The sequence below is a fragment of the Ferrigenium straubiae genome, assembly GCF_051257895.1.
Classification (GTDB): Bacteria; Pseudomonadota; Gammaproteobacteria; order Burkholderiales; family Gallionellaceae; genus Gallionella; species Gallionella straubiae.
Map to the genome: position 1 here is coordinate 1,153,936 of NZ_CP194331.1, position 22,667 is coordinate 1,176,602.

At 63.5% G+C, this 22,667-nt stretch carries 24 protein-coding genes; 14 read left to right on the forward strand and 10 right to left on the reverse strand.

The features are described from left to right. Window positions 1–13 precede the first annotated feature (13 nt). Window positions 14–913, forward strand: coding sequence for a cation diffusion facilitator family transporter (locus tag ACRRNM_RS05325; protein ID WP_435627201.1), 900 nt, complete (start codon window positions 14–16; stop codon window positions 911–913). A gap of 360 nt (window positions 914–1,273) precedes the next feature. After that, window positions 1,274–1,831, forward strand: a complete 558-nt coding sequence (locus ACRRNM_RS05330) for a hypothetical protein (protein ID WP_435627202.1) — start codon at window positions 1,274–1,276, stop codon at window positions 1,829–1,831. Window positions 1,832–1,937: 106 nt separating this feature from the next. Here ACRRNM_RS05330 and ACRRNM_RS05335 read toward each other — a convergent pair whose 3' ends face one another. The 9 genes from ACRRNM_RS05335 to ACRRNM_RS05375 are packed head-to-tail and all read right to left on the reverse strand — an operon-like array spanning window position 1,938 to window position 9,601. Then, window positions 1,938–2,783 (reverse strand): F0F1 ATP synthase subunit gamma, encoded by an 846-nt coding sequence (locus ACRRNM_RS05335; protein WP_435627203.1) that lies wholly within the window; start codon window positions 2,781–2,783, stop codon window positions 1,938–1,940. Continuing rightward, window positions 2,767–4,275, reverse strand: coding sequence for a F0F1 ATP synthase subunit alpha (locus ACRRNM_RS05340; RefSeq protein WP_435627204.1), 1,509 nt, complete (start codon window positions 4,273–4,275; stop codon window positions 2,767–2,769). Before ACRRNM_RS05340 ends, ACRRNM_RS05335 begins: the two co-directional genes overlap by 17 nt. Then, on the reverse strand, window positions 4,265–5,014 hold the full coding sequence (locus ACRRNM_RS05345) for a F0F1 ATP synthase subunit delta (RefSeq protein ID WP_435627205.1): 750 nt from the start codon (window positions 5,012–5,014) through the stop codon (window positions 4,265–4,267). Before ACRRNM_RS05345 ends, ACRRNM_RS05340 begins: the two co-directional genes overlap by 11 nt. A gap of 15 nt (window positions 5,015–5,029) precedes the next feature. Next, window positions 5,030–5,296 carry a F0F1 ATP synthase subunit C gene (locus tag ACRRNM_RS05350; RefSeq protein WP_435627206.1) on the reverse strand — a complete coding sequence of 89 codons (267 nt, stop codon included), beginning with the start codon at window positions 5,294–5,296 and terminating at the stop codon, window positions 5,030–5,032. Further along, window positions 5,289–5,978: a F0F1 ATP synthase subunit A gene (locus ACRRNM_RS05355; protein ID WP_435627207.1), complete on the reverse strand. Its 690-nt coding sequence runs from the start codon at window positions 5,976–5,978 to the stop codon at window positions 5,289–5,291. The genes ACRRNM_RS05350 and ACRRNM_RS05355 overlap by 8 nt, the downstream gene beginning before the upstream one ends. Next, on the reverse strand, window positions 5,978–6,250 hold the full coding sequence (locus ACRRNM_RS05360; protein ID WP_435627208.1) for an AtpZ/AtpI family protein: 273 nt from the start codon (window positions 6,248–6,250) through the stop codon (window positions 5,978–5,980). Before ACRRNM_RS05360 ends, ACRRNM_RS05355 begins: the two co-directional genes overlap by 1 nt. Next, window positions 6,247–6,654, reverse strand: coding sequence for a F0F1 ATP synthase subunit epsilon (locus ACRRNM_RS05365; protein WP_435627209.1), 408 nt, complete (start codon window positions 6,652–6,654; stop codon window positions 6,247–6,249). Before ACRRNM_RS05365 ends, ACRRNM_RS05360 begins: the two co-directional genes overlap by 4 nt. Then, a complete protein-coding gene (gene atpD / locus ACRRNM_RS05370) occupies window positions 6,651–8,027 on the reverse strand; it encodes a F0F1 ATP synthase subunit beta (protein WP_435628641.1) in 1,377 nt (458 codons plus the stop codon). The genes ACRRNM_RS05365 and atpD overlap by 4 nt, the downstream gene beginning before the upstream one ends. A 47-nt stretch (window positions 8,028–8,074) precedes the next feature. Next, a complete protein-coding gene (locus ACRRNM_RS05375; protein ID WP_435627210.1) occupies window positions 8,075–9,601 on the reverse strand; it encodes a CHAD domain-containing protein in 1,527 nt (508 codons plus the stop codon). Window positions 9,602–9,719: 118 nt separating this feature from the next. Here ACRRNM_RS05375 and ACRRNM_RS05380 point away from each other — a divergent pair, with 118 nt between their 5' ends. The 4 genes from ACRRNM_RS05380 to ACRRNM_RS05395 are packed head-to-tail and all read left to right on the forward strand — an operon-like array spanning window position 9,720 to window position 11,664. Beyond that, window positions 9,720–10,238, forward strand: a complete 519-nt coding sequence (locus ACRRNM_RS05380; protein WP_435627211.1) for an O-acetyl-ADP-ribose deacetylase — start codon at window positions 9,720–9,722, stop codon at window positions 10,236–10,238. After that, window positions 10,222–11,007 (forward strand): alkaline phytoceramidase, encoded by a 786-nt coding sequence (locus ACRRNM_RS05385; RefSeq protein WP_435627212.1) that lies wholly within the window; start codon window positions 10,222–10,224, stop codon window positions 11,005–11,007. The genes ACRRNM_RS05380 and ACRRNM_RS05385 overlap by 17 nt, the downstream gene beginning before the upstream one ends. Before the next feature lie 37 nt (window positions 11,008–11,044). Then, window positions 11,045–11,368 carry a type II toxin-antitoxin system RelE/ParE family toxin gene (locus ACRRNM_RS05390; protein ID WP_435627213.1) on the forward strand — a complete coding sequence of 108 codons (324 nt, stop codon included), beginning with the start codon at window positions 11,045–11,047 and terminating at the stop codon, window positions 11,366–11,368. Beyond that, entirely contained in the window at window positions 11,365–11,664 is a 300-nt protein-coding gene (locus tag ACRRNM_RS05395) for a helix-turn-helix domain-containing protein (protein ID WP_435627214.1), read from the forward strand. The genes ACRRNM_RS05390 and ACRRNM_RS05395 overlap by 4 nt, the downstream gene beginning before the upstream one ends. Before the next feature lie 252 nt (window positions 11,665–11,916). Here ACRRNM_RS05395 and ACRRNM_RS05400 read toward each other — a convergent pair whose 3' ends face one another. Next, window positions 11,917–13,143 carry an IS256 family transposase gene (locus tag ACRRNM_RS05400; protein WP_435627215.1) on the reverse strand — a complete coding sequence of 409 codons (1,227 nt, stop codon included), beginning with the start codon at window positions 13,141–13,143 and terminating at the stop codon, window positions 11,917–11,919. Between the two features lie 345 nt (window positions 13,144–13,488). On the opposite strand from ACRRNM_RS05400, the gene ACRRNM_RS05405 reads away from it, so the two are divergent. The 8 genes from ACRRNM_RS05405 (at window position 13,489) to ACRRNM_RS05440 (ending at window position 22,601) form a co-directional block, all read left to right on the forward strand. After that, entirely contained in the window at window positions 13,489–15,912 is a 2,424-nt protein-coding gene (locus ACRRNM_RS05405; protein WP_435627216.1) for a Lon protease family protein, read from the forward strand. A 195-nt stretch (window positions 15,913–16,107) separates the two neighbouring features. Beyond that, on the forward strand, window positions 16,108–16,554 hold the full coding sequence (locus tag ACRRNM_RS05410) for an REP-associated tyrosine transposase (protein ID WP_435627217.1): 447 nt from the start codon (window positions 16,108–16,110) through the stop codon (window positions 16,552–16,554). A 151-nt stretch (window positions 16,555–16,705) separates the two neighbouring features. Further along, window positions 16,706–17,155: a universal stress protein gene (locus ACRRNM_RS05415; protein ID WP_435627218.1), complete on the forward strand. Its 450-nt coding sequence runs from the start codon at window positions 16,706–16,708 to the stop codon at window positions 17,153–17,155. A 52-nt stretch (window positions 17,156–17,207) separates the two neighbouring features. After that, window positions 17,208–17,483: a hypothetical protein gene (locus ACRRNM_RS05420; RefSeq protein ID WP_435627219.1), complete on the forward strand. Its 276-nt coding sequence runs from the start codon at window positions 17,208–17,210 to the stop codon at window positions 17,481–17,483. A gap of 64 nt (window positions 17,484–17,547) precedes the next feature. Continuing rightward, entirely contained in the window at window positions 17,548–17,679 is a 132-nt protein-coding gene (locus ACRRNM_RS05425; protein ID WP_435627220.1) for a hypothetical protein, read from the forward strand. Next, window positions 17,667–19,139, forward strand: coding sequence for a RimK family protein (locus tag ACRRNM_RS05430; protein WP_435627221.1), 1,473 nt, complete (start codon window positions 17,667–17,669; stop codon window positions 19,137–19,139). Before ACRRNM_RS05425 ends, ACRRNM_RS05430 begins: the two co-directional genes overlap by 13 nt. Before the next feature lie 106 nt (window positions 19,140–19,245). Continuing rightward, complete coding sequence (locus ACRRNM_RS05435; RefSeq protein ID WP_435627222.1) at window positions 19,246–21,597, forward strand: Tex family protein; 2,352 nt, start codon at window positions 19,246–19,248, stop codon at window positions 21,595–21,597. 119 nt (window positions 21,598–21,716) lie between these two features. Next, window positions 21,717–22,601, forward strand: coding sequence for a flagellar brake protein (locus ACRRNM_RS05440; protein ID WP_435627223.1), 885 nt, complete (start codon window positions 21,717–21,719; stop codon window positions 22,599–22,601). The last annotated feature ends 66 nt before the right edge of the window (window positions 22,602–22,667 follow it).

Here is a 22,667-nt window from a genome sequence, read left to right on the forward strand (position 1 = left end):
AACGAGGAATTTAATGAACACTCACGGCCACTCGCATAGCCATAACTACGACCGCGCCTTCGCCACCGGCATCACGATCAACGTGGTGTTCGTGCTGGTCGAGGCGTATTACGGCTGGCTGACGGATTCGCTCGCGCTGCTCTCCGACGCGAGCCACAACCTGAGCGACGTGCTGGGCCTGCTCATGGCCTGGGGCGGCTTCTACCTCGCGCGGCTGCGTCCCAGCCAGCGGCACACCTACGGCCTGGGGCGCGCGACCATGATGGCGGCGGTGTTCAACGCGCTGGTGCTGCTGGTTGCGACGGGCGGCATCGTCCTGGAAGCCATCGAGAGGTTCGCCAATCCGGTGCCGATCCAGGGCGGCGCCGTCATGGTTGTGGCCGGCATCGGCATCGCGGTCAACGGCTTCACCGCTTGGCTGTTCATGCCGCGCGGCGAACGGCACGACCTCAACCTGCGCGGCGCGTACCTGCACATGGTGGCGGACGCCCTGGTTTCGCTCGGCGTCGTCATCGCCGCCGCGCTGTTCGTCTGGACCGGCTGGACCTGGCTGGACCCGGCGATCAGCCTGGTGATCGCGCTGGTGATCCTGTTCGGCACTTGGGACCTGCTGCACCACTCGCTGCGCCTCTCGCTGGACGGCGTGCCGGCCTCGATCGAACTGGATGAGGTATCGGATTACCTGTCCGGCCTGCCCGGCGTGAAAGCGATCCACGACCTGCATGTCTGGGCGATGAGCACCTCGGAAACCGCCCTGACCGTGCACCTCATCATGCCGGACGGCCAGCCCGGCGACGACTTCCTGTGCCGCATCGCGAATTATCTGCACGACGAATTCGACATCGACCACACCACCATCCAGGTCGAGACGGGCGAGCATCCCTGCGTGCTGTCGGGGCATGCCGCACATTGAAGCAATCAACCTGAAGAAACCGATTAGCCACGGATAGACACGGATTAACACCGATAAAGGAAATCGACTCTGGTACCTTTACGGTATTTTTGGCCGAAGCAATCGAATTAAACTGGGCCCAATGCGCTGGAAGCCGTTGGCAGTGATTTTGAAGGGGACACTGGGATGCAGAGCTGAAACTGTGGCGCATTCCCCGCTCCGCCGTCCGCACCCTCGGGCTTGCCGGCAGAGTGGTGAAACATGCCTAATAATGGAGATGTCGTGTATCCATCTATAGACATGAAACTCCACCTATGGCCACAAATGTCTATAGGTGGGTATTTTTGAAGGTGTATATTTCACGTTAGCACTCAAAAGCAAATGACTGGAGCAGAATACAAAGAAGCTGAACATCCCAAACTGAACGGTGAGGTTTGGATTGACGGCAAACGGATCTATTCTGGATTGACTCCAAGAATTGGGGAGTCAGGCTTACGAATAGATAGATTGAAATATAACAAGACCGCATATTTTGTAGAGCATGAAGGCCCACATTTTGGCTTTACTCTTATAACCACATTCTTATTGACAAGTCTGACTACCGAAGACCTTTCGAAAGGTGCTAGCTTTACATTTTCTGGCCCTTATCTTGGGGGCACAATGATGCGCGGCCATTCCCATGGTGGTATTGGCCCCCTAGTTCGGCACATTACGCATCTCAATTTTTATATTTGCATTCGTCAAGAGCAGTTCTATTTTGAATTTTCCGGGAAGACCGGCGAGCTTTTACCTTGGTCATACAACAATCCAATCCACAGCTATCCGAGAAGCCCTCAGGAATTCAAGGTTTGGTTTTACCTAACAAAAGAATTAATCCCTTCATTAAAAAAACATGAGGGTTTTATTAATGCAATGGCCGGGAAATTAAAGTCATGCTAACCCTACGCTCAAGTTCGCTCCCTCCGGTCGCTGGGACGCCGGCGCGCCCCTTAGCTCCACGTTGGGCGTCTTATAATAAAATCCCTTTGCATGCCGCACACCCTCTCTAACCCGCCCGCTGGCTCACCAGCGCCTCGGCGCTCAGCATGATGATCTCGATCTCCTCGATGATCTCCTCCTGGCGCAGCGCGTTGTAGCGCAGGCGTAGCTTGGCCTCGTCCTTCTCCAGGCGGCGAATTGCGCTGTCCATGTGCTCCAGCCGCTTGCGGTTCTCCGCCATCAGCGAGGCGTAGAACACCTCGTGCAGCACGGCGTAGAGGTACTGCCCGGTGAGCTGCGAGAGGAACTGCGCCGGTTCGAGGTTGAGCAGCGGCGGATGCGAATGGGCCAGTTTCGTTCTGGGCGGCTCCAGCGGCAGCAACTGGCGCAGCCTTGGCGCGCCGCTTTCTTCGTCATGGTACAGCGCGCCGATTCGCCACGCCTCTTCGGGGCGCTGCTGCTGAAGCTCGCCGAGCACCTTGGCCAGCCGCACCAGCGCGGCCTGCACCTCCTCGGCCACGCCGGAGCCTTCGACGAAGGCGGCAATGCGTTCGTCCCCTTGCAGCTTGGCCTCCAGCCTGCGCCCCACCACCACCGGCAGGGTGTCCTCCTGCCGCATGGCGGCATCGAGCGGCGCGAGCAGCGTCTCGTTGAAGTCGCCGCACAGGCCGCGCTCGGAGCCGAACACCAGCAGCAGTTGCCGCGCGCCGCCGGGATGCGCCGCGGTTTCGGGATAGAAGCCGAGGAAGTCCTGCGCGGCCGCCTCGATGCTCGCGACCGCACGGCGCTGCGTGCCGAGGAAGGACTCCAGCCGGCGCGTCTCCAACAGCGCGAGGTTTTTCATCGCGACCATGATGCCGTCGATCTCGTCGAGCGTCGCGAGCCGCTCCCTTACCTCACGCCGCTTGCTCATTCGAAGAGGCCTCCTCTTCGCTCAGCCAGGCGTGCACCAGCTCTTTCCACTGGTCGCGCCCCTCTTCGATGCTCACCCCGGCGCGTTCGACCTTCTGCTGCAGCAGCGCGAGGCGCTGCTTCACCTTCGCCGGCTCGACGCCGTCGAACAGCCCCTCGTTGTAGGCGACGAGCCACGCCATCAGGAACTCGATGGACAGCGGGTTCAGCAGGTCCTGCTTGAGCATCTCGCGCAGCATCTGGCCGCGCCGGATGCGCGCCTCCATGCTGGCCTCCAGCTTCGAGCCGAAACGCGTGAACACCTCCAGTTCGAGAAACTGCAGGAAATCCAGCTTCATGCGCCCCGCTTCCTTCTTGATGCTGGGATGCTGGGCGTTGCCGCCGATGCGCGACACCGAGCGCGTGACATCGATCGCGGGCAGGAAGCCGCGCGCAAACAGGTCGTGGTCGAGGTAAATCTGGCCGTCGGTGATCGAGATCAGGTTGGTCGGGATATAGGACGATATTTCGCCCTGCTCGGTCTCGATGATAGGCAGCGCGGTCATGCTGCCGCCGCCGTGCTTCGGCGAGAGGCGCGTGGAGCGCTCGAGCAGGCGCGCGTGCAGGTAGAAGATGTCCCCGGGATACGCCTCGCGCCCCGGCGGGCGGCGCAGCAGCAGCGAGAGCTCGCGGTAGCTGCGCGCATGGGTGGTGAGATCGTCGTAGACGATCAGCGTGTCGCGCCCCTGCCAGGTCCACGCATCGGCCACGGTGCAGCCGGCGAACGGCGCGAGGTATTTCAGGCCGGGCATCGCCGTGGCTTCCGCGACCACCAGCGTGGTGTAGTCGAGCGCGCCCGCGCGGCGCAGGGTCTCGATGGTATTCACCACGGCGGAGCGCTTCTGGCCGATCAGCACGTAGATGCAATAGACGTTCTTGCCGCGCTGGTTGATCACCGCATCGACGGCGAGCGCGCTCTTGCCGGTGCCGTTGTCACCGACGATCAGTTGCCGCTGCCCCTTGCCGACGGGAATCAGCGTATCGACGATCTTGTTGCCGGTGTAGAGCGGCTGCTCCACGAAGTCGCGCGCGACGATGGGCGGCGAGCGCACGTCGAGCAGGCGGTGCGCATGAGGATTGAGCGGCCCTGCGTCATCGAGCGGCGCGCCGAGCGGGTCGATCACCCTCCCGAGCAGCTCGTCGCCAACCCCGATGCTCAACCGCCGGCCGGTCAGGAAGGCCGAGGTACCCGCGGTCAGCCGCTCGGTCTGGCGCAGCAGGATCGCACCGATGCGGCTGCGAGTCAGGTGGAACACCAGCGCGCTGCTGCCGTCTTCGAGCCGCACGATCTCATCCATGCGCGCCGAAGGCAGCCCGCTGATCCACGCGATACCATCGCCGACCGACACCACCGTACCCTGCTCGGACAGGCGCAGCGCATAGCGATACTTCGCCAGCCACTCGGCCTGCGCGGCGAGCGGGGAAACGGCAGCCGTCGGGACTCTATCCGGCATGACGCAATGCACCGCTGAAGAACTTCAATTCGTCGCGCAGGTTGGCGTGCAGGATCCACGGCCCGATGGCCACGTGGAATCCCGCGAGCAGCTCCGGGTTCTCGCGGTATACGACCGGTAACTCCCGTCCCGCCACGTCGGCCAGCGCGTGCGCGAGTTCGTCCCGCCTCTTTGCATCGAGCGCAAACGCGCTCTGCACCTTGAGTTCCAGTCCGGGCACGGCTGCGGCTTCCGCCACGGCGCGCCTGTCCTCGGGGCGCAGGCTGCGCAAATCCTCCAGCAACAAGGCATACAGCCGCGCCTCCAGCTCCGGCGTGGCCACACGCCCAAGCAGCCTGGCGGAGAATGCCGCGCCCTGCGCGATGCCCTGCTCCTCGACCGCGCGCTGCAAGTCGTGCTGGCGCCGTTCGTCGAGCACGCGCCGCCGTTCGCGCTCCTCGGCAATCGACGCCTCCAGACCGGCCATGAGGCGCTCGCGCTCCGCCGCCAGTTCCTCGCGCAGCCGCGCCTGCGCCGCCTCTTTGTCCTTTTCCCATTGCGCGAGTTCGCGCTCGCAGCGCTGCCTGAGCTCGCCCGCCTCGGCCTCGATGCGCTTCGCGTCGGCCAGCGTCTTCTCGACCCCGGCGCGGCGTTTGGCGATGACATCGAGCACCGGGCGATACAAAAAGCGCTTCAGGATCCAGACCAGGATCAGGAAGTTGGCGATTTCGAGGGCGAAGGTCGTCCAGTCGAATTCCACGGTCGCCCCCGCCGTCTAATGAACCAGATACTGCAGCAGCGGGTTGCGGAACAGGATGATCAGCACGATCACCAGCACGTAGATCGCCAGCGACTCGATCATCGCGAGGCCGATGAACAGCGTGCGCGTGATCGACTTCTCCGCCTCCGGCTGGCGCGCGAGCGCGTCGAGCGCCGAGCCGATCGCGCGCCCCATCGCCAGCGCCGGGAACATCACGCCGAGCGCGATCGCGAGTGCCGCCCCGACCGTGGAAAGCACCGTAAACAATGTCATGTCACTCATCACCATCCCCCTCCTCGTCTCGTTCAAGATTCTGTTGCGACTGCATGGCGCCCGCCACGTAGATCAGCGCCAGCATGCCAAAAATATACGCCTGCACCATCGCCTCGACGATGTGCAGCATCATCAGCGGCACAGGCGCGAGCACTCCCGCGACCAGCAGCACCAGTAGCGCCGCCATTTCCAGGCTCATGATGTTGCCGAACAGGCGCACCGCGAGCGCGGCGGTGCGCGTCACCTCGCTGATGAGGTGGAACGGCAGCAGGATCGGGCTGGGGCTGAGGTAGTGCCGCAGATAGCGCCGCACCCCCTGGCTGCGCGCGCCGAACCAGTGCACCGAGAGGAACACCAGCAGCGCGAGCCCCGAGGTCACCGACAGGTTCCCGGTCGGCCCGTGCAGGCCCGGAATGATGCCGAGCAGGTTTGAGACCAGGATGTAGATCCACAGCGTGCCGATGAACGGCAGCAGCAGCTGCGCGCGCTCCGGTAGCACCGCCTCGATCGCCGCCTCGATGGCCGACACCGCGCCTTCCAGCACGGTCTGCACCGGGCCGGGATCGAGCGCCAGATGCTGCGTTGCGAGCGCGCAGAACAGCCCCAGCGCGGCCATCACGCCCCAGGTCGTCACGACGACCGAGGTGATCGCGAGCGGGCCGATGTGGAACCAGATGGCTGCCTCTTCCATCAGTCATGCTCCCTGACAAAGATGTAGACATTGACGATGCCGAGAACCAGTCCGGCAAACAGCAGCACCATCGTCCATAAGATCGAATAGTCCTCGGCCATGTTGTCCAGCCAGTTGCCGAGGTAGGCGCCGACGATCACCGGCAACACGAACAGCAGTGCCAGCGTACCCATGAACACCGACTGCGCGAGCAGCGTGGAGCGCTCCTTCTCCGCACGCTTCATGCGCTTCACCTGCTTCTCGACCGCCTTGCGCAACTGTTCGTCGTTCATGGTCCGGCTCCGCGCCGCCCCATCTGCCAGAGGCGGCGGAACATTTCCTGTTCGAGGCGATGCAGGCTTTCCCTGATCGTGCGCAATTCCTCCTCTTCCTTGAGCAACTGTTCCAGCAGGCCCTTGCTGATGCGCTGGTAATCCGCATCGTGCAGGAAGCGCCGCGTGCTGATGTAGAGCGCGTTATCCGCAAAATAAAGAATGCCGCGCGGAAAAGCAAGGTAGCGCCAGCCATTGTCCTGCAGCCGGTAGCGCGCCAGGCCGTAGGTCAGCGCGGTCATGGTGCGCGCGTGGCGCGCGCGGATACCGAAGCTGCCGGAGCCATCCTCGCCGACGAAGCTCGCGACGTTCTCGACGCGCTCATACTGCGTCGCGCTCTGCAGGTGCATGACAAAAGTCTTCATGCGGACGCCTCATCCAGCATCGAGCCGCGCATGTAGCAGCGCTCCTCGGGAACGTCGTCGTAGTCGCCGCGCATGAAGGCCTCGCAGTCGATAAGCGTCTGCTCCAGCGGCACCGACACGCCCTTGATGCCGGTGTGCGCCGTCACCACGTGGAACGGCTGGGTCAGGTAGCGCTGCAGCTTGCGCGCGCGCAGCACGGTGCGCTGGTCTTTTTCCGAGAGCGCCTCCAGGCCGAGCATCGCAATGATGTCCTCCAGCTCCTTGTAGCGCGCGAGATGCTCGCGCACTCCTTCGGCGACGCTGTAATGGCGGTCGCCGAGGAAGCTGCGGTCCATCATCTTGCTCGACGAGAGCAGCGGGTCTATCGCCGGGTAGATGCCTTTGGCCGCCTGGCTGCGCGACAGGATCACCATGGTGTCGAGGTGCGACAGGATGGTGCTCACCGCCGGGTCGGTCATGTCGTCCGCCGGCACGTACACCGCCTGCACCGCGGTGATGTCGCCGCTGCGCGTGGAGATGATGCGCTCCTGCAGTTCCGCGACCTCGCTCATCAGCGTCGGCTGGTAACCGACCGTCGCCGGCATGCGCCCGAGCAGGCCGGAGATTTCGCTGCCCGCCTGCACGAAGCGGAACACGTTGTCCATCAGCAGCAGAACCTCCTTGCCCAGCGTGTCGCGCAGGTATTCCGCGTAGGCCACGGCCGACAGGCCGACGCGGAAACGCACGCCGGGCGACTCGTCCATCTGGCCGAACACCATCAGGGTGTGCGGCATCACCCCGGCATCCTGCATCTCGTGCCACAATTCATGCCCTTCGCGAATGCGCTCGCCGACGCCGGCGAACACCGACACGCCCTGGTGCAGGCTGACGATGGCGTGCATGAATTCCATGATCAGCACCGTCTTGCCCACCCCCGCGCCGCCGAACAACCCTGTCTTGCCGCCCTTGACGAAGGGGCACAGGAGGTCGATCACCTTGATGCCGGACTCGAGCACGCCCGCCGCGGGGATGGTATCCGCGAGCGATGCCGGGCGCGCGATGATGTTGCGCAGCTCTTTGGCGGCGAGCGGCGGTCCGCCGTCGAGCGGCGCGCCGAACACGTCGAGCAGTCGGTTCAGGCAATCCGGCGTGACCGGGATGCGCAGCGGCCCGCCGCTGTCGAACACCGGCAGGCCGCGCCGGAGCCCGCCGGTGGGATGCAACGCAATCGCGCGCACGCGGCGCTCGTCGAGGTGACGGTAGACTTCAAAGACATAACGCTCGCGGTCGAGCGCGCAGAACAGCGCCTGGTGCAGCGGCGGCAGGCGCTCGCAGACGATGTCCACCACCGGGCCGTGAACTTCCTCGACCGTGCCTATGGCCTCGCCCGGCATGGGCGGGGTGGCCTGCTCCATCGCTTCCATTTTATGGTCGGCGGAATTCATCGTGCCCTGCCCCAGAATTCTTCCTGCCGCTCGAAATGCCGGATGGCCTTGCGCAGGATGTCGAGCTGGCGGGATAGGCCGTGCGCGATCCAGCCCTTGGCCAGCGCGACCGCCTCCTGATGCGCGGCCAGTTCCGGCAGCACCGCGAGCTCGTCCAGCAGGCGATGCGCCACCGCCACGTCGTTGATCTGGCCGAGCGTATCCTGCACCTCGCTCAATGCGGAAAGAAACGGCCCGGTCTTCTGTTTATCGAAAAACGCGGCGAAGAATTCCGCGCTGTACCTCAGCTTCTTCGCGACGATGCGCAAGGCATGCAGCCGCGCGTCATTGAGGCTGTCGAGCTGCCGGCCGGCCTCCTCGAAGCGTTTGGCCAGCTTGCGCAGGTGGCGCGCGGCGAAATCCGGCAGCGGCGGCGCGGTCGCATCCTGCGGCAACTGCCAATACTCGCCGCTCATCCACAGCGCAAAACGCAGCATCAGCCGCTGCAATTCGCGTGCCTGCTCCGTACCGCGCAGTTCGGCATAACAAGCCGCACGCTGCCGCTCGCTGGCCACGAGCAGCGCCTGCAGGCCCGCATGGCCGGCCATGCGCGCGCACATCGGCCGCATCGTCTCGGCGATGAACACGTCCCATTCGCGGATTCTCCCGAGCGCGACGCACAGCGCCGCGACATCTTGGCTCAATGCGCTCAGCACTTCGTCGGCGCGGAATTTCCCGGCCAGGCGCAGCACGACGCGCAGCCGCCGCAGGGCGACGCGCATCTGGTGCAGGTATTCGGCATCGTCGCTGGTCATCGCACCGCGCAGGTTGCTTTGCAAGTGCAGCAGGCACGACCAGATCAGCGTCTGCAGCGCCTCTGCCAGCGTGGCCGTGCGGGCGAGGCTGGGCGCCGCGCCCTTGACGGGTTTTTCCACATGGTCCGCCAGCAGCCGGTAGCCCTGCTCCGCCTTGCTGACAGATTCGAGTTCGAGCGACGCGATCTCCAGCAGCGCGAGCGCCAGTTCGAACAACTGGCGCGGCTCGCCGGATTTCAGCTCCAGCTCCAATTCGCAGATCGGCGTGCCGTGCTGCTCGGTGCGCACCTCACCGTGATCCATGCAGAGCTCGATCTGCGCACCCTGCCATTCCAGCATGCGGCTGGTGCGCGAAAAATCGGTGACGAACACCGGCTGCAATTTCTTGTGCAGCCGCGGCGGCAGATGTTCTTCCCATTCCGCCGTCTGGGGCGAGGAGAAATCCAGCGCCGCGCGGCTCACCGGGATTTCCCATTCGTCGCGCCGGTGCAGGCCGGCCTGCACCGAACCGCCGCCCTTCAGGGTTTGCAGCCATTGCCGCCCGGCGCGGCGCAGACGCAACGCCATGCCGGATTCGCGCAGTTCGAGCTTGGGGGTGTCGTAATAGATGTTGTAGAGGCGGCGCGTGGCGGGGCGCGCGATTTGATGCTTCCCGAGCAGGGGATGCCGCTTCAGCCTGGCGAGTTGCTCCGGGGCGATGCGCAATTTGAGTTCGGTTTCGACTGCCATGTCTGCCTCAATTGAAGCGCCGAGGCGCTCACTATAACAGGCTGCCGGAAAATACGGATGCTTGTGATGCCGCGAGATAAGGCGTTTAATTTGTGCCCCATCGCCAGAGGAGCCAGCCATGACAACTTTGCTGCGAGCCATCCAGGGCGACATCACCACGCTCAGGGTCGATGCGATCGTCAACGCCGCCAACTCCTCGCTGCTCGGCGGCGGGGGTGTGGACGGCGCGATCCACCGCGCCGCCGGGCCGGAACTGCTGGAGGAATGCCGGATGCTCGGCGGTTGCATGGCGGGCGAAGCGAAGCTCACCAAGGGCTACCGCCTGCCCGCGAAATTCGTGATCCACACGGTCGGCCCGGTGTGGCGCGGCGGCATGCATGGCGAGCCGGAACTGCTGGGTTCCTGCTACCGCAACTCGCTGCGGCTTGCCGCGGAACACGGTGCGCACAGCATCGCCTTTCCCTGCATCAGCACCGGCGTCTACGGCTATCCGGCGGCGCCCGCCGCGCGGGTCGCGGTCGAAACCGTGCGCACCGCACTGCCGCAACTCGGCTCGATCCGCGAGGTGATCTTCTGCTGCTTTTCCGCGGGCGACCTCGCCATCTATCGCAGACTCCTTGATGCCGCACCCGCCTGACCGGAGGACTCTCGGCCTGTGGCTGTTCGTCGCGGCGCTGGCCGTCCTCGCGTGGATGCTGCCGCGCATCCCGCAGCCGCTGCAATACCATGATTTCGCCGACCAACGCGCCTGCTTCGGCGTGCCCAACTGCCTCGACACCGCCTCCAACGCGCTGTTCGTGCTCGCGGGGCTGGCGGGCCTGCATTTCCTGTTCAACAATGCGGGGCGCCGCGCCTTCATCGATCGGCGCGAAGCCATCCCCTACCGGCTGCTGTTCATTGCCGCGATCCTGGTCGGCCTCGGCTCCGGTTACTATCACCTCGCGCCCGACAACGACCGGCTGGTATGGGATCGCGCCGCAATCTCGCTCGCGCTAATGTCCCTGCTCACCGCGATCCTCTGCGAGCGCGTCAGCGTAGCCAACGGGCTGCGCCTGCTGCCGCTCCTGCTCGCCGCCGGCCTGGGCAGCGCGTTCTGGTGGGGCTGGAGCGAGGCGCAGGGCGCAGGCGACCTGCGCGCCTACGGCCTGATGCAGCTCCATCCCATGCTGCTGATCCCGCTGCTGCTGATCCCGCTGCTGCTCAGACTCTACCCGCCGCGCTACAGCGGTGACCGCGACATCCTCGCCGTCATCGCCCTCTACCTCGTCGCCCTGCTGTTCGACCTCGCCGACCGCCAGGTCGCCGCCCTGTCCGGCGTGGTCAGCGGCCACACCGCCAAGCACATCGTCGCCGCGCTGGCGATGTACTGGGTGGTGGTGCGGCTGAGGCGGCGGCGCATTACTTGATCGTTGAATATCATTAACATATTTGTTAATATTTCGCATGAGCTACACCATCATCTACTACAGTGAGGCGCTGCAACAGGAGATCATGTCCTTACCAGCCACCTTGCAGGCACGCTACATCGGGCTGACCGCCAGAATGATGGTGCATGGCGCAAATCTCGGGCAGCCGCATACCGAAGCCTTTGGAGATGGATTGTTCGAGTTGCGTTTGAAAGGAGCCGAAGGCATTGCCCGTGTGTTTTACTGCACGCTGATCGACCGGCAAATCGTCATGCTGCATTGCTTCGTCAAGAAGTCGCAGAAAACGCCGGCCAAGGAGCGCAGAATCGCCGAGAAACGAATGAAGGAGGTAAAGCAATGAAGACCAAAACCATGACCCATGAGCAAATGGTCGCCAAGATGTTGAAAAACCCTGCCGTGCGCGCCGAATATGAGCGGTCGAACCGCGAAGAATTCGCCATCCTGGATGAAATCCTTGCCGCGCGCCGCGAAGCCGGACTGACGCAAGCGCAGATAGCCGAACGCATGGGAACGAAAGCCCCCGCCATCGCGCGCCTGGAAAGCGCCCTGGCCAGCGGCAAGCATTCGCCCAGCCTGAGCACGCTGCGCAAATATGCCGCAGCATTGGGCAAGCGCATAGAGGTGCATCTGGTTTAGACGTAGCTTATGCGGCGACCGCATATCACTTGCAACAGAGCTGGCAGACAAATGACATCCGGCTGAGCAAGGAACCCGAAAACAACCAAAGAAGAAATGCACAATCGGCTTTGTGCCATGGGAAGAAAAGTGATGCTGCCCCTGTTAGTTGTGATCTAGTGGCAGCTTAAAGTCGACTGCCCGATACCGGAATTGGGGACGTCATGAAAGATGCGGTGAGGGTGTCCCGAATTTTGTGTAAACGGGGTTTCTCTACTGTTGCGGCATCCGATCCTCGAACTGGATAGTAAACCGGTTTAGCGCAGCCTTCCAATCCCTGATGGGCATCGTCCATTTCTTGCTGATGTTATTCAGCGCCAGGTAGAACAGTTTCAGTAATGCCTCGTCGCTTGGGAATGAGCCCCGGTTCTTGGTGATCTTGCGCAGGCTCATGTTCACCGACTCGATCGCATTAGTGGTGTAGATCACTCGCCTGATCTCCGGCGGGTAGTCAAAGAACGGGATGATACGCGCCCAGTTGCGCCGCCATGACTGGATGATCGGCGGGTACGCCTCACCCCATTTTTCCTCGAGTTCGGCCAGCCGCAGCCCGGCATCCTCGACGGTGGCGGCGCTATAGATGGCGCGCAAGCCGGTTACGACCTCTTCACGCAACTTCCACGAGACATAGTTCAGGCTGTAGCGCACCAGATGCACGATGCATAACTGCACGTCGGTCTTGGGGAATACGGCCTCGATGGCTTCCGGGAATCCCTTCAAGCTATCGACACAGGCTATGAAGATGTCCTGCACGCCACGGTTCTTCAGTTCGGTCATCACCTGCAACCAGAACTTGGCGCCTTCGGTCTGGGCGATCCAGATGCCCAGCAGCTCCTTCTCGCCGGTCATGTTGATGCCCAACGCCAGGTAGGCCGCCTTGGCGCGGACGGTGCCGGCATCCCTTACCTTTACGTGAATGCAGTCCAGATAGACGATGGGATACAGCGCATCCAGCGGGCGGGATTGCCATGTCTTCACCTCGTCGGTCACGGCATCGGTCACCGAGGAGGTCAGCGTCGGCGACACCTCCGTGCCATACATTTCTTCCAGGTGGGACTGGATCTCGCGCACGGTCATGCCACGGGCGTAGAGCGACAGAATCTTGTCGTCAAATCCAGTCCAGCGGGTCTGGTGCTTGGGGATGAGTTGCGGCTCGAAGCTGCCGTGGCGATCGCGAGGAATCTCGATGGGGAGCTCGCCGAATTCACCCTTGAGTGTCTTTTTGCTTTTGCCGTTGCGGGTGTTGCCCGCAGGATTGGTGACGGCTTCATTCTTGCCGTAACCAAGATGCGCTTCCATCTCGGCATTCAGCGCACGTTCGACCAATGCCTTGGTGAGCTGCTTGAGCAGGCCGTGCTCGCCTATCAGGTCTTCCGGTTTCTTGTAGTCAGCCAGCAGGCTGTCGATCAGTTCTTGCGGTAGTGCTTTCGCTACGGTCATGTCCTCTCCTTGCAAAGTGGCGGCAGTTTCCTGCCAAATGACCGTTTACACAAAAATTCTTACACCCTCAATCCCGAGCCAAGCGAGCCGATTACTATCGAATACTACCCAAGCGGTTAGCCGAACCCCGGTCACGCATCCTTGATGTTCTGAACTCGCTTGGACAGACGGTGCAGGAATCCTGCTAAGGAAGTTCGCACAAGCAGCCGCTCATAGCAATCTAAAACGAAATTGCGATAAAGATAGCCATGCCGTTGACCCTACCCCGCAACGCCTGACACAAGACAGTTGCTATGCGTCGGCATAAGGCGTTTAATCTTGGCCATACAAGAACGCGAAAAAATCATGCCGATCTCGACTCTCACCTCCGCCGAGTTGCGCCTCACCATCGCCCCCGATGCGCTCGGGTTCGCCGACACCTCCGAACTAATCGAACAGCCGCTGCCGTGGATCGGGCAGGAGCGCGCGGAGAAGGCCGCGCGCTTCGGCCTTGGCATGGATCAACCAAACTACAACCTGTTCGTGCTCGGCGAGATCGGCAGCGGCCGCACCTCGCTGCTCAAACAGGCGATGCAGGCCGCGGCCGCGAGCCGCGCGGCGCCGCCCGACCTGTGCTACCTGCACAACTTCGACGCGCCGGAACGGCCGCGCGCACTGCGCCTGCCCGCAGGACAGGGACGATTGCTGCGCCAGTTAATGATGCAGATGACGAAGTCGCTGCTGCTGGAAATCCCGCAGCGCCTCGACGGACAGGAGTTCAAGGCCGAGAGCGAGCACATCGAGAAGTCCTACAAGGATGAGGAGACCAAAGCCTACGCCGAGCTCGACGCCTTCGCCGACGCGCGCAATTTCAACATCCACCGCGAGTCCGGGCGGCTGCTGTTCACGCTGCGCAACAAGGAGGGGCGCGCGCTGACCGAGGACGAGCTGCTCACGCTGCCCAAGGAGCAGCGCGCCGAGATCGCGCAGGCCGAGCAGGAGCTGCGCGCCGAGATCGGCCGCTACTTCGAGAAAACCCGGCCGATGGAGCGCGTGATGAACGAGGCGCTCGCGGCACTGCGCCGCCAGATGGTGAAGCCGCTGCTGGATCACGAACTGCAGGAGATCCGCCTCGGCCTGAAGAAGCAGATCAAGGACTCCGTCAAGCTCGGGGCCTATCTCGACCAGGTGGTGCACGACATCCTCGACAACCTGGACCTGTTCAGGGCCTCCGACGGCGACGAGGACGAACGGCGCGAGGCGCTGAGCACGGTGCTGCCGCGCTACCGCGTGAACCTCGTAGTGGACAACGGCGGCCTGGAAGGCGCGCCGGTGCTTGTCGAGGACAACCCGCTGTTCCGCTCGCTGTTCGGCAGCATCGAGTACCAGACCGAGAACGACGTGCTGGTCACCGACTTCTCGCGCATCCGCGCGGGCAGCCTGCACAAGGCGCACGGCGGCTTCCTGATGCTGCACCTGCGCGACCTGCTCGCCGACGGTCTGGTCTGGGAGAAACTGCGCCGCGTACTGCGTAGCGGCCGCTTGCAGATCGAGGAGCCGGGCATGACCTACACGCCGATCGCGGCGGTCTCGCTCGAACCCGAGGCGGTGGATGTCGATGTGAAGATCGTGCTGATCGGCTCGCGCGAGCTGTATTACGAGTTGCAGGAGGAAGACCCGGAGTTCGCGCGCTGCTTCCGCGTCAAGGTGGACTTCGCCGAGAGCTTCCGCGCCGACGCCGAAACGCGCCGCGCCTCGGCGGTCTTCGTCGCGCACACCTGCCGCAACCTCGGCCTGCCGCATTTTTCCGCGGCCGCGGTGGCGCGCCTGCTGGAAGACCAGCACCGCGAGGCGGACGACCAGTCGCGCCAGAGCGCGGTATTCGCGCTCGCCGAGGCGCTGGTCATGGAAAGCGCCGCGCTGTGCGGCGCACGCGCCGGGCGGCTGGTCGAGGTGGCGGATGTCGAGGCGGCGCTCGCCGCACGCAAGCTGCGCCACGACTACCCCGACCAGCGCCTGCAGGAAGCCGTCGCCGAGGGCGACCTCTTGATCGCGCTGCACGGCGAGAGGGTCGGCCAGCTCAACGGCCTCACCCAGGTCGATCTCGGCGACTACCGCTTCGGTTTCCCGGTGCGCGTCACGGCGCGCACCTTTGCCGGCGAGGACGGCCTGCTCAACATCGAGCACGAGGTGGAAATGTCAGGGCCGATCCACGACAAGGGCGTGCTGATCCTGCAGAACTACCTCTCGGCGCTGTTCGCGCGCAATGCGCCGCTCGCGCTCAACGCTTCCGTCGTGTTCGAGCAGGAGTACAGCGGCGTGGAGGGCGATTCCGCTTCCTGCGCCGAACTCTTCGCGCTCCTCTCGTCGCTCTCCGGCCTGCCACTCAAACAGGGCATCGCGGTGACCGGCGCGGTCAACCAGCATGGCGAGGTGCTGCCCGTGGGCGGGATCAACGAGAAGATTGATGGCTATTTCCGCATCTGCGAAAAGGCCGGCCTGGACGGCAGCCAGGGCGTGCTGATCCCGACCCGCAACCGCCGCCACCTGATGCTGGAGCACAGGATCGCCGAGGCCGTAGCCCAAGGCCTGTTCCATATCTACACCGCGGAGCGTGCCACCGAGGGTATAGAGCTGCTCACCGGCCTGCCCGCGGGCGTCGCAAACGAGGCGGGCAATTATCCGCGCGGCAGCGTGCTGGGCCATGCACAGAAAACCCTCGTAGCCTACCGCCGCGCCTGCCAGGCATCGGAGCGCGCCAAGACCGTGCGCAAGCGCACGCGCGAGTAAGGTTGTAGTGAGTAGTGCACGCTATCTGGAACTTATGCAAAGCACCAGAACGGTATTGCATGTCGGGCTAAAGCCCGACCTACGAGGGTTTGCGCATGAGTACGTCAAGAGCACAACACTACAGTAGGTCGGGCTTCAGCCCGACAAATTCGAAATCCGGAACCAATTTCAATTCGACAACAAACACCAGCCGCCATGCCATACACCGATCTCCGCAAAGGCAGGGTTTCCCAGTCCGGGCTGGCGTATCACATTACCGCCGTCACTCAAAACCGGATGCCCTATTTCGAGGTGCTGGATAATGGGCGCAAGGTGGTCAGGCAATTGATCGCTCTGCAAGACCAGGGTATCGCGGAAACACTTTGCTATGTGCTGATGCCCGATCACCTGCACTGGCTGATGATCCTGAGGAATGGGGCATTACCGGACGTGATGCGTCTTTTGAAGGGGCGCTCCGCACGCGCCATCGGCAGGCCTGTTTGGCAAGCCAATTATCACGATCACGCCGTGCGGAAAGAAGAAGACATGCAAGAGATGGCGCGGTATATCGTTGCTAACCCATTGCGCGCCAAGCTGGTCAGCCGGATAGGCGATTATCCATTATGGGACGCGGTCTGGCTGGAACACACTTTATCGGGCTAGCTTTGCATAGCCATTCGACTAGGCTGCATACAACCGCAGCCAAATCGCTGGTTAAAGCCCGACCTACGGATCGGCTTGTGCAAGAGGGTTCCCCGGCTTCAAAAGAGGTATAGAATCGGCACTCCCGCCCCCAGAGAGGAAAGGAGAAGTGATGGCCACTTATCGACGCATCCTTGTTCCCATCGACGGCAGCGCGACTTCCGGCCGCGCCCTGCAGGAAGCCATCCGGCTGGCGGACGCCCAGACCCGGCTGCGCCTGGCCTATGTCCTCGAGGAAGTTTTCCCGCTCGACACCGAGGGCTATGCCTTCATCGATTACCCCACGCTGCAGGAAGCCGTGAAGCTCACCGGAGAACGCACGCTCGCGCAGGCCGGGGAAAAAGTGCGTCTCGCCGGCATGACGCCCGAGACTGCGCTGATCGAGGCGAAGGGAGAGCGCATTGCAAAGGCAATCGAGGACGAGGCACGGCGCTGGGAGGCCGACCTGATCGTGATCGGCACGCACGGACGCTCCGGCCTGAACCGTCTGCTGCTCGGCAGCGTCGCCGAAGGCGTGGCGCGCAGTGCGGCGGTTCCGGTGCTGCTGGTGCGCGCCGCATGAAAATCGTTTGGCAGGCAACACTCACTGCGCCATTCACTCACTGGAGGTAATCATGGCTATTCCGCAAACCTCACCCGACTACGACCGGACGCGCATCATCGAACGCCCAGACGGTTTCTACTGGCAGGACAAGCTCAGCGACGAGGCATACGGCCCCTTTGCCACGCTGCTCGAAGCGGTACAGGATATGCAAGCCGGTGACGACAGCGCATACGGGGAAGGCGAATCGCTGCAAGAGGCCGAGGCGGAAATCGGCATTTCCGACCAGGTTGACCCGGATACCGGCCAACCTGAGGAAAGATTTCGGCCCCACCTCAGCGACCAGTAGCAGGCGCAGGCCGGGTCCGCGGGAAGGCGCGGACTCGCGAATCCGGACTTATGGAGGTATGCCAGTGCCCATCCATAATGCAGACATCACCGCCGTCTTCGACGGGATCGCCGACCTGCTGGATCGGCCGCCCGCTTGCGGCGCTGCGCAGGCCGCCCAGGCGCACGATGTAAAGGAGGCTTCATGGGCAACCTGATCGTGGTCAACAACCCGCACGACTGGCCGCTCGACATTCCCGGCGTGACCGTCGTGCCGGCGCGCGCCTACCTCACCGACCCGGCTTGGGGTGGCGACCGCACGGCGCGGGTGTTCAACCTGTGCAGGAGCTACCGCTACCAGACGCTCGGCTACTACGTCTCGCTGCTCGCCGAGGCGCGCGGCCACAAACCGCTGCCGCGCACGACCACCATCGAGGATCTGCAATCGCAGAACATGGTGCGGCTGCTCACCGAGGGGCTGGACGACCTGATCCAGAAATCGCTGAAGACTATCAAGTCGGACACTTTCGAACTCAGCATCTACTTCGGCCACAACGCAGCAAGCCGCCACGAGCAACTCAGCCGCCAGCTTTTCAGCCTGCTGCACGCCCCGCTGCTGCGCGCCGAATTCGAGCGCCGCGGCCAGCACTGGCGCATCCGCAGCGTGCGGCCGATCGCCGCGAGCGACATCCCGCCGCAACAGCAGGAATTCGCGATCCGGGCCACCACGGAATATTTCATGGGCCGCAGGCGGCGCACAGCGAGGCACGCCGCGCCGCGCTACAACCTCGCCATCCTGCACGACCCGGCCAACCCCGAGCCTGCCTCCAACGCCAAGGCGCTGCAGAAATTCGAAAAGGCGGCGCAGGCGCTGGGCCTGCACGTGGAATTCATCACCAAAGCGGACTACGGCAGGCTGACCGAATTCGACGCGCTGTTCATCCGCGACACCACCTTCGCCAACCACTACACCCACCGCTTCTCGCGCCGCGCCGCCGCCGAAGGGCTGGTGGTGATCGATGACCCGGATTCCATCCTGAAGTGCAACAACAAGGTCTATCTCGCCGAGATCCTCGCGCGGCACCGCGTCCCCGCACCGAAGACGCTGCTGGTGCACCGCGACAACGTGAACCGGATCGTCCCCGAGCTCGGCCTGCCCTGCGTGCTCAAGCAGCCGGACAGCTCATTCTCGCTAGGTGTGGTGAAGGTGGAAACGGCAGAGGAACTGCCCGCCAAAGTAAACGGCCTGCTCGACAAGTCGGAGCTGATCGTCGCGCAGGAATACCTGCCCACCGAATTCGACTGGCGCGTCGGCATCCTCGACCGGCGGCCGCTGTTCGTCGCGAAATACTTCATGGTGCCCGGCCACTGGCAGATCATCCGGCACGGCGACGACAAGCACGATTTCGTCGAGGGCAAGACGGAGGCGCTGTCGGTCGGCGAGGCGCCGGACCGCGTGGTGAAAATGGCGCTGCGTGCGGCCAAGCTGATCGGCGACGGCTTCTACGGCGTGGACATCAAACAGGTCGGCCGCCGCCTCTACGTCATCGAGGTCAACGACAATCCCAACGTCGATGCCGGCAACGAGGACAGCGTGCTCAAGGACGCGCTGTACCGCGAGGTAATGGGCGTATTCCTCAAGCGCGTCGAAGCGCGCAAGCGCGGGGCGGCGCGATGAGATAATTGCACCTCGCCAGCCGTATCATCTGTCGGATAGAATCCACGCCTTTTTCGGGCAGCCTTAACCGGCCCGCCCTCGATCGTTTCCAACTGCTTCGACTCTCATGCTGCCATCCATCGAACAACGCCTCGCCACCGAAATTTCCGCAAAACCCGCCCAGGTCGCCGCCGCCGTCGCCCTGCTCGACGAGGGCGCGACCGTCCCGTTCATCGCCCGCTACCGCAAGGAAGCGACCGGCGGGCTTGACGACACACAACTGCGCCTGCTTGAAGAGCGCCTGCGCTACCTGCGCGAGCTGGAGGAGCGGCGCGCGACGATCATCGCCTCGATCATCGAACAGAACAAGATGACGCCGGAGCTACTGGACGCGATCAGCCACGCCGAGGACAAGACCCAGCTGGAGGACCTGTACCTGCCCTACAAGCCGAAACGCCGCACCAAGGCGCAGATCGCGCTGGAAGCCGGGTTGGAGCCGCTGGCCGATGCGCTGCTGGCCGACGCTATGCTGAACCCCGAAGAAGAAGCCGCCAAGTACCTGAAGCCTGCCTTCACCTCCGAGCAGGGCGACAACCCCGGCGTGCCGGACACCAAGGCGGCGCTGGAAGGTGCACGCTACATCCTGATGGAACGCTTCGCCGAAGATGCGCCGCTGTTGCAAGACCTGCGCGAATACCTGCAAACGCACGGCGTGGTCGAAGCCAAGGTCATCGAAGGCAAGGAAGAGGCCGCCGCGAAGTATGCCGATTATTTCGACTACCACGAACCGATCTCCGCGATCCCGTCGCACCGTGCGCTGGCGCTGTTTCGCGGACGCCGCGAGGAGATGCTGAACGTATCCCTGCGCCTCGACAGCGAAGCGGAAAAACCCAGATGGGATGCGCCGCTCAACCCCTGCGAGGCGCGCATCGCCCAGCGCTTCGGCATCGTCAACCAGAGCCGCCCCGCCGACAAGTGGCTGGCGGACACGGCGCGCTGGACCTGGCGCGTGAAGAGCTTCCTGCACCTGGAGAACGAGCTGATGGGAAGCTTGCGCGAACGCTCTGAAGCCGAGGCGATCAAGGTATTCGCGCGCAACCTGAAAGACCTGCTGCTCGCCGCCCCTGCCGGGCCACGCGCCACGATGGGGCTGGACCCCGGCATGCGTACCGGTGTGAAGGTGGCCGTCGTGGATGCAACAGGCAAGGTGGTGGACACTGCGGTGATCTACCCGCATCAGCCGCGCAACGATTGGGATGGCTCGCTGCACGCGCTGGCGAAGCTGGCCGAAAAACACCAGGTCGCGCTAATCTCCATCGGCAACGGCACCGCCTCGCGCGAGACCGACAAGCTGGCGCAGGATTTGATCAAGTTGCGCCCGGAACTGAAGCTCACCAGCATCGTGGTCTCGGAAGCGGGTGCGTCGGTGTATTCCGCCTCAGAGTTTGCCTCGCGCGAACTGCCCGACATGGACGTCAGCTTGCGCGGCGCGGTATCCATCGCGCGCCGCCTGCAAGACCCGCTCGCGGAACTGGTGAAGATCGATCCGAAATCCATCGGCGTCGGGCAGTACCAGCACGACGTGGGGCAGTTCCAGCTGGCGCGTTCGCTGGATGCCGTGGTCGAGGACTGCGTCAATGCGGTGGGGGTGGACGTCAACACCGCCTCCGCCCCGTTGCTGGCGCGCGTGTCCGGCCTCTCAAGCAGTGTCGCGCAAAGCATCGTGACCTACCGCGATGCGCACGGCATGTTCACCTCGCGCGCGGCCCTGAAGGAAGTGCCGCGCCTCGGCGACAAGACCTTCGAGCAGGCGGCCGGCTTCCTGCGCGTCATGGGCGGCGACAACCCGCTCGACGCCTCGGCAGTGCATCCCGAATCCTACCCGCTGGTGAAGAAGATCCTTGCCGATATCAAGAAGAGCATCAAGGAAGTAATCGGCGACAGCAAACTGCTCAAGTCGCTCAACCCCGGCAAATATGCCGACGAACAATTCGGCGTGCCCACCATCACAGACATCCTGAGCGAACTGGAAAAGCCGGGACGCGATCCGCGCCCCGAGTTCACCACCGCCACCTTCAGGGAAGGCGTCGAGGAGCTGAAAGACCTCAAGCCGGACATGATCCTCGAAGGCGTGGTCACCAACGTCGCGGCATTCGGTGCGTTTGTCGATATCGGCGTGCATCAGGACGGGCTGGTGCATATCTCGGCGCTCTCCAACTCGTTCGTGAAGGACCCGCATACCGTCGTCAAGGCGGGGCAGGTGGTGAAGGTCAAGGTGCTGGAGGTGGACGAGAAGCGCAAGCGCATCGCGCTGTCGATGCGGCTGACTGACTGCGCCGCTCAGGGGAGCGGCAAGGGTGAGGCACAGCGGGATCGCGCAACCGATGCCAAACGCATGTCGCAGCACAAACGGCAGGAAGAGCGTCAGCCGGCACCGAGTGGCGCGATGGCGGCGGCATTTGCCAAATTCAAGAGATGATCCTGGCAGTTGCGCATTGAGAGGCACAGGCGCGGCGCACCCCGTTGAGCCGTTGCCGGAAGAAAGGTATAGAATATCTCCGAGAACTTCGTACTCACTAACCCGGCGGAAGGAACACCATGAACCTCCAGTCCGTGCCTATCGAAGACATCCCCCTCGGCAAACCCCTGCCGTGGCGGCTCTATGACCGCAACGGTTACATCGTGTTCGCGCGCGGAGAAATGGTAGCGAGCCGCGAGCAACTGGAGCGCCTGCTTGCCGATGGCCTGCTGCGCGACGCCGATGCGAAGCCGCAAGCCTACGAAACGGGCGACTGGACCGAGTTCGGCGAGCCCGCAACGGTCAGGGGCTTCCCGCCCCCCGGCATCAAGCCTCAGGTCGGGGAACACGTGCAGCTCCGCCTGATCGACCCGAAGCCGCAGCCTTACCACTCCGTCCACCTGATCGGCTACATCAGGAACCTCAGCATCGTGGTGACGCGGCCCATGAGCGCCGCCGCCCCCTTCATTCCGGTGGAGGGCAAGCCGGTGGAAGTGCGCATGGTGACCGGCAACAACATCCATGCGTTCCAGTCCTCGATCCAGCGCCTGTGCATCAGCCCCCTCAACTACATGCACCTCGACTTCCCCACCGAGGTGCGCGTGCAAAAGTTGCGCAAATCACCCTGGGTCAAGATGAGCCTCGGCGTCATCGTGACCGATGCACAGGGCGCCCACGAGGCCGCCCGCCTCGTCAACCTCAGCCCGGACGGCGCGCAGTTCCATGCGCCGCCCACGCTCGGCAAGCCCGGCGATGCGTTGCGGGTTTCCTTCCATGTCGCGCTGGACGAACTGAAGACCACCCTGAACCTCGACGCGACCATCCTGCATGCGCAACAGGCTGCGCCGGAGGCGGGAAGCAACCTGCTGGAATACGGCGTCGCCTTCCGCGATGTCACCGCCGAGGATGCGCTCTGGCTGAAGGGGCTGGTCTACCGGCATATCGCCGATGGTTATCTGGCTTAGCAACATCCGTTCGTGGTGAGCCTGTCGAACCACGAACAGCTTCCGGCAAGGCCGCTCACCCTTCGA

What these genes read in the sequence shown, in the direction of transcription:
- ACRRNM_RS05325 (WP_435627201.1), top strand. Translation starts at nt 14, where the DNA reads ATGAACACTCACGGCCACTCGCATAGCCATAACTACGACCGCGCCTTC.
- ACRRNM_RS05330 (WP_435627202.1), top strand. Translation starts at nt 1,274, where the DNA reads ATGACTGGAGCAGAATACAAAGAAGCTGAACATCCCAAACTGAACGGT.
- ACRRNM_RS05335 (WP_435627203.1), bottom strand. Translation starts at nt 2,783, where the DNA reads ATGAGCAAGCGGCGTGAGGTAAGGGAGCGGCTCGCGACGCTCGACGAG.
- ACRRNM_RS05340 (WP_435627204.1), bottom strand. Translation starts at nt 4,275, where the DNA reads ATGCCGGATAGAGTCCCGACGGCTGCCGTTTCCCCGCTCGCCGCGCAG.
- ACRRNM_RS05350 (WP_435627206.1), bottom strand. Translation starts at nt 5,296, where the DNA reads ATGAGTGACATGACATTGTTTACGGTGCTTTCCACGGTCGGGGCGGCA.
- ACRRNM_RS05355 (WP_435627207.1), bottom strand. Translation starts at nt 5,978, where the DNA reads ATGGAAGAGGCAGCCATCTGGTTCCACATCGGCCCGCTCGCGATCACC.
- ACRRNM_RS05360 (WP_435627208.1), bottom strand. Translation starts at nt 6,250, where the DNA reads ATGAACGACGAACAGTTGCGCAAGGCGGTCGAGAAGCAGGTGAAGCGC.
- ACRRNM_RS05365 (WP_435627209.1), bottom strand. Translation starts at nt 6,654, where the DNA reads ATGAAGACTTTTGTCATGCACCTGCAGAGCGCGACGCAGTATGAGCGC.
- atpD (WP_435628641.1), bottom strand. Translation starts at nt 8,027, where the DNA reads ATGCCGGGCGAGGCCATAGGCACGGTCGAGGAAGTTCACGGCCCGGTG.
- ACRRNM_RS05375 (WP_435627210.1), bottom strand. Translation starts at nt 9,601, where the DNA reads ATGGCAGTCGAAACCGAACTCAAATTGCGCATCGCCCCGGAGCAACTC.
- ACRRNM_RS05380 (WP_435627211.1), top strand. Translation starts at nt 9,720, where the DNA reads ATGACAACTTTGCTGCGAGCCATCCAGGGCGACATCACCACGCTCAGG.
- ACRRNM_RS05385 (WP_435627212.1), top strand. Translation starts at nt 10,222, where the DNA reads ATGCCGCACCCGCCTGACCGGAGGACTCTCGGCCTGTGGCTGTTCGTC.
- ACRRNM_RS05390 (WP_435627213.1), top strand. Translation starts at nt 11,045, where the DNA reads ATGAGCTACACCATCATCTACTACAGTGAGGCGCTGCAACAGGAGATC.
- ACRRNM_RS05395 (WP_435627214.1), top strand. Translation starts at nt 11,365, where the DNA reads ATGAAGACCAAAACCATGACCCATGAGCAAATGGTCGCCAAGATGTTG.
- ACRRNM_RS05400 (WP_435627215.1), bottom strand. Translation starts at nt 13,143, where the DNA reads ATGACCGTAGCGAAAGCACTACCGCAAGAACTGATCGACAGCCTGCTG.
- ACRRNM_RS05405 (WP_435627216.1), top strand. Translation starts at nt 13,489, where the DNA reads ATGCCGATCTCGACTCTCACCTCCGCCGAGTTGCGCCTCACCATCGCC.
- ACRRNM_RS05410 (WP_435627217.1), top strand. Translation starts at nt 16,108, where the DNA reads ATGCCATACACCGATCTCCGCAAAGGCAGGGTTTCCCAGTCCGGGCTG.
- ACRRNM_RS05415 (WP_435627218.1), top strand. Translation starts at nt 16,706, where the DNA reads ATGGCCACTTATCGACGCATCCTTGTTCCCATCGACGGCAGCGCGACT.
- ACRRNM_RS05420 (WP_435627219.1), top strand. Translation starts at nt 17,208, where the DNA reads ATGGCTATTCCGCAAACCTCACCCGACTACGACCGGACGCGCATCATC.
- ACRRNM_RS05430 (WP_435627221.1), top strand. Translation starts at nt 17,667, where the DNA reads ATGGGCAACCTGATCGTGGTCAACAACCCGCACGACTGGCCGCTCGAC.
- ACRRNM_RS05435 (WP_435627222.1), top strand. Translation starts at nt 19,246, where the DNA reads ATGCTGCCATCCATCGAACAACGCCTCGCCACCGAAATTTCCGCAAAA.
- ACRRNM_RS05440 (WP_435627223.1), top strand. Translation starts at nt 21,717, where the DNA reads ATGAACCTCCAGTCCGTGCCTATCGAAGACATCCCCCTCGGCAAACCC.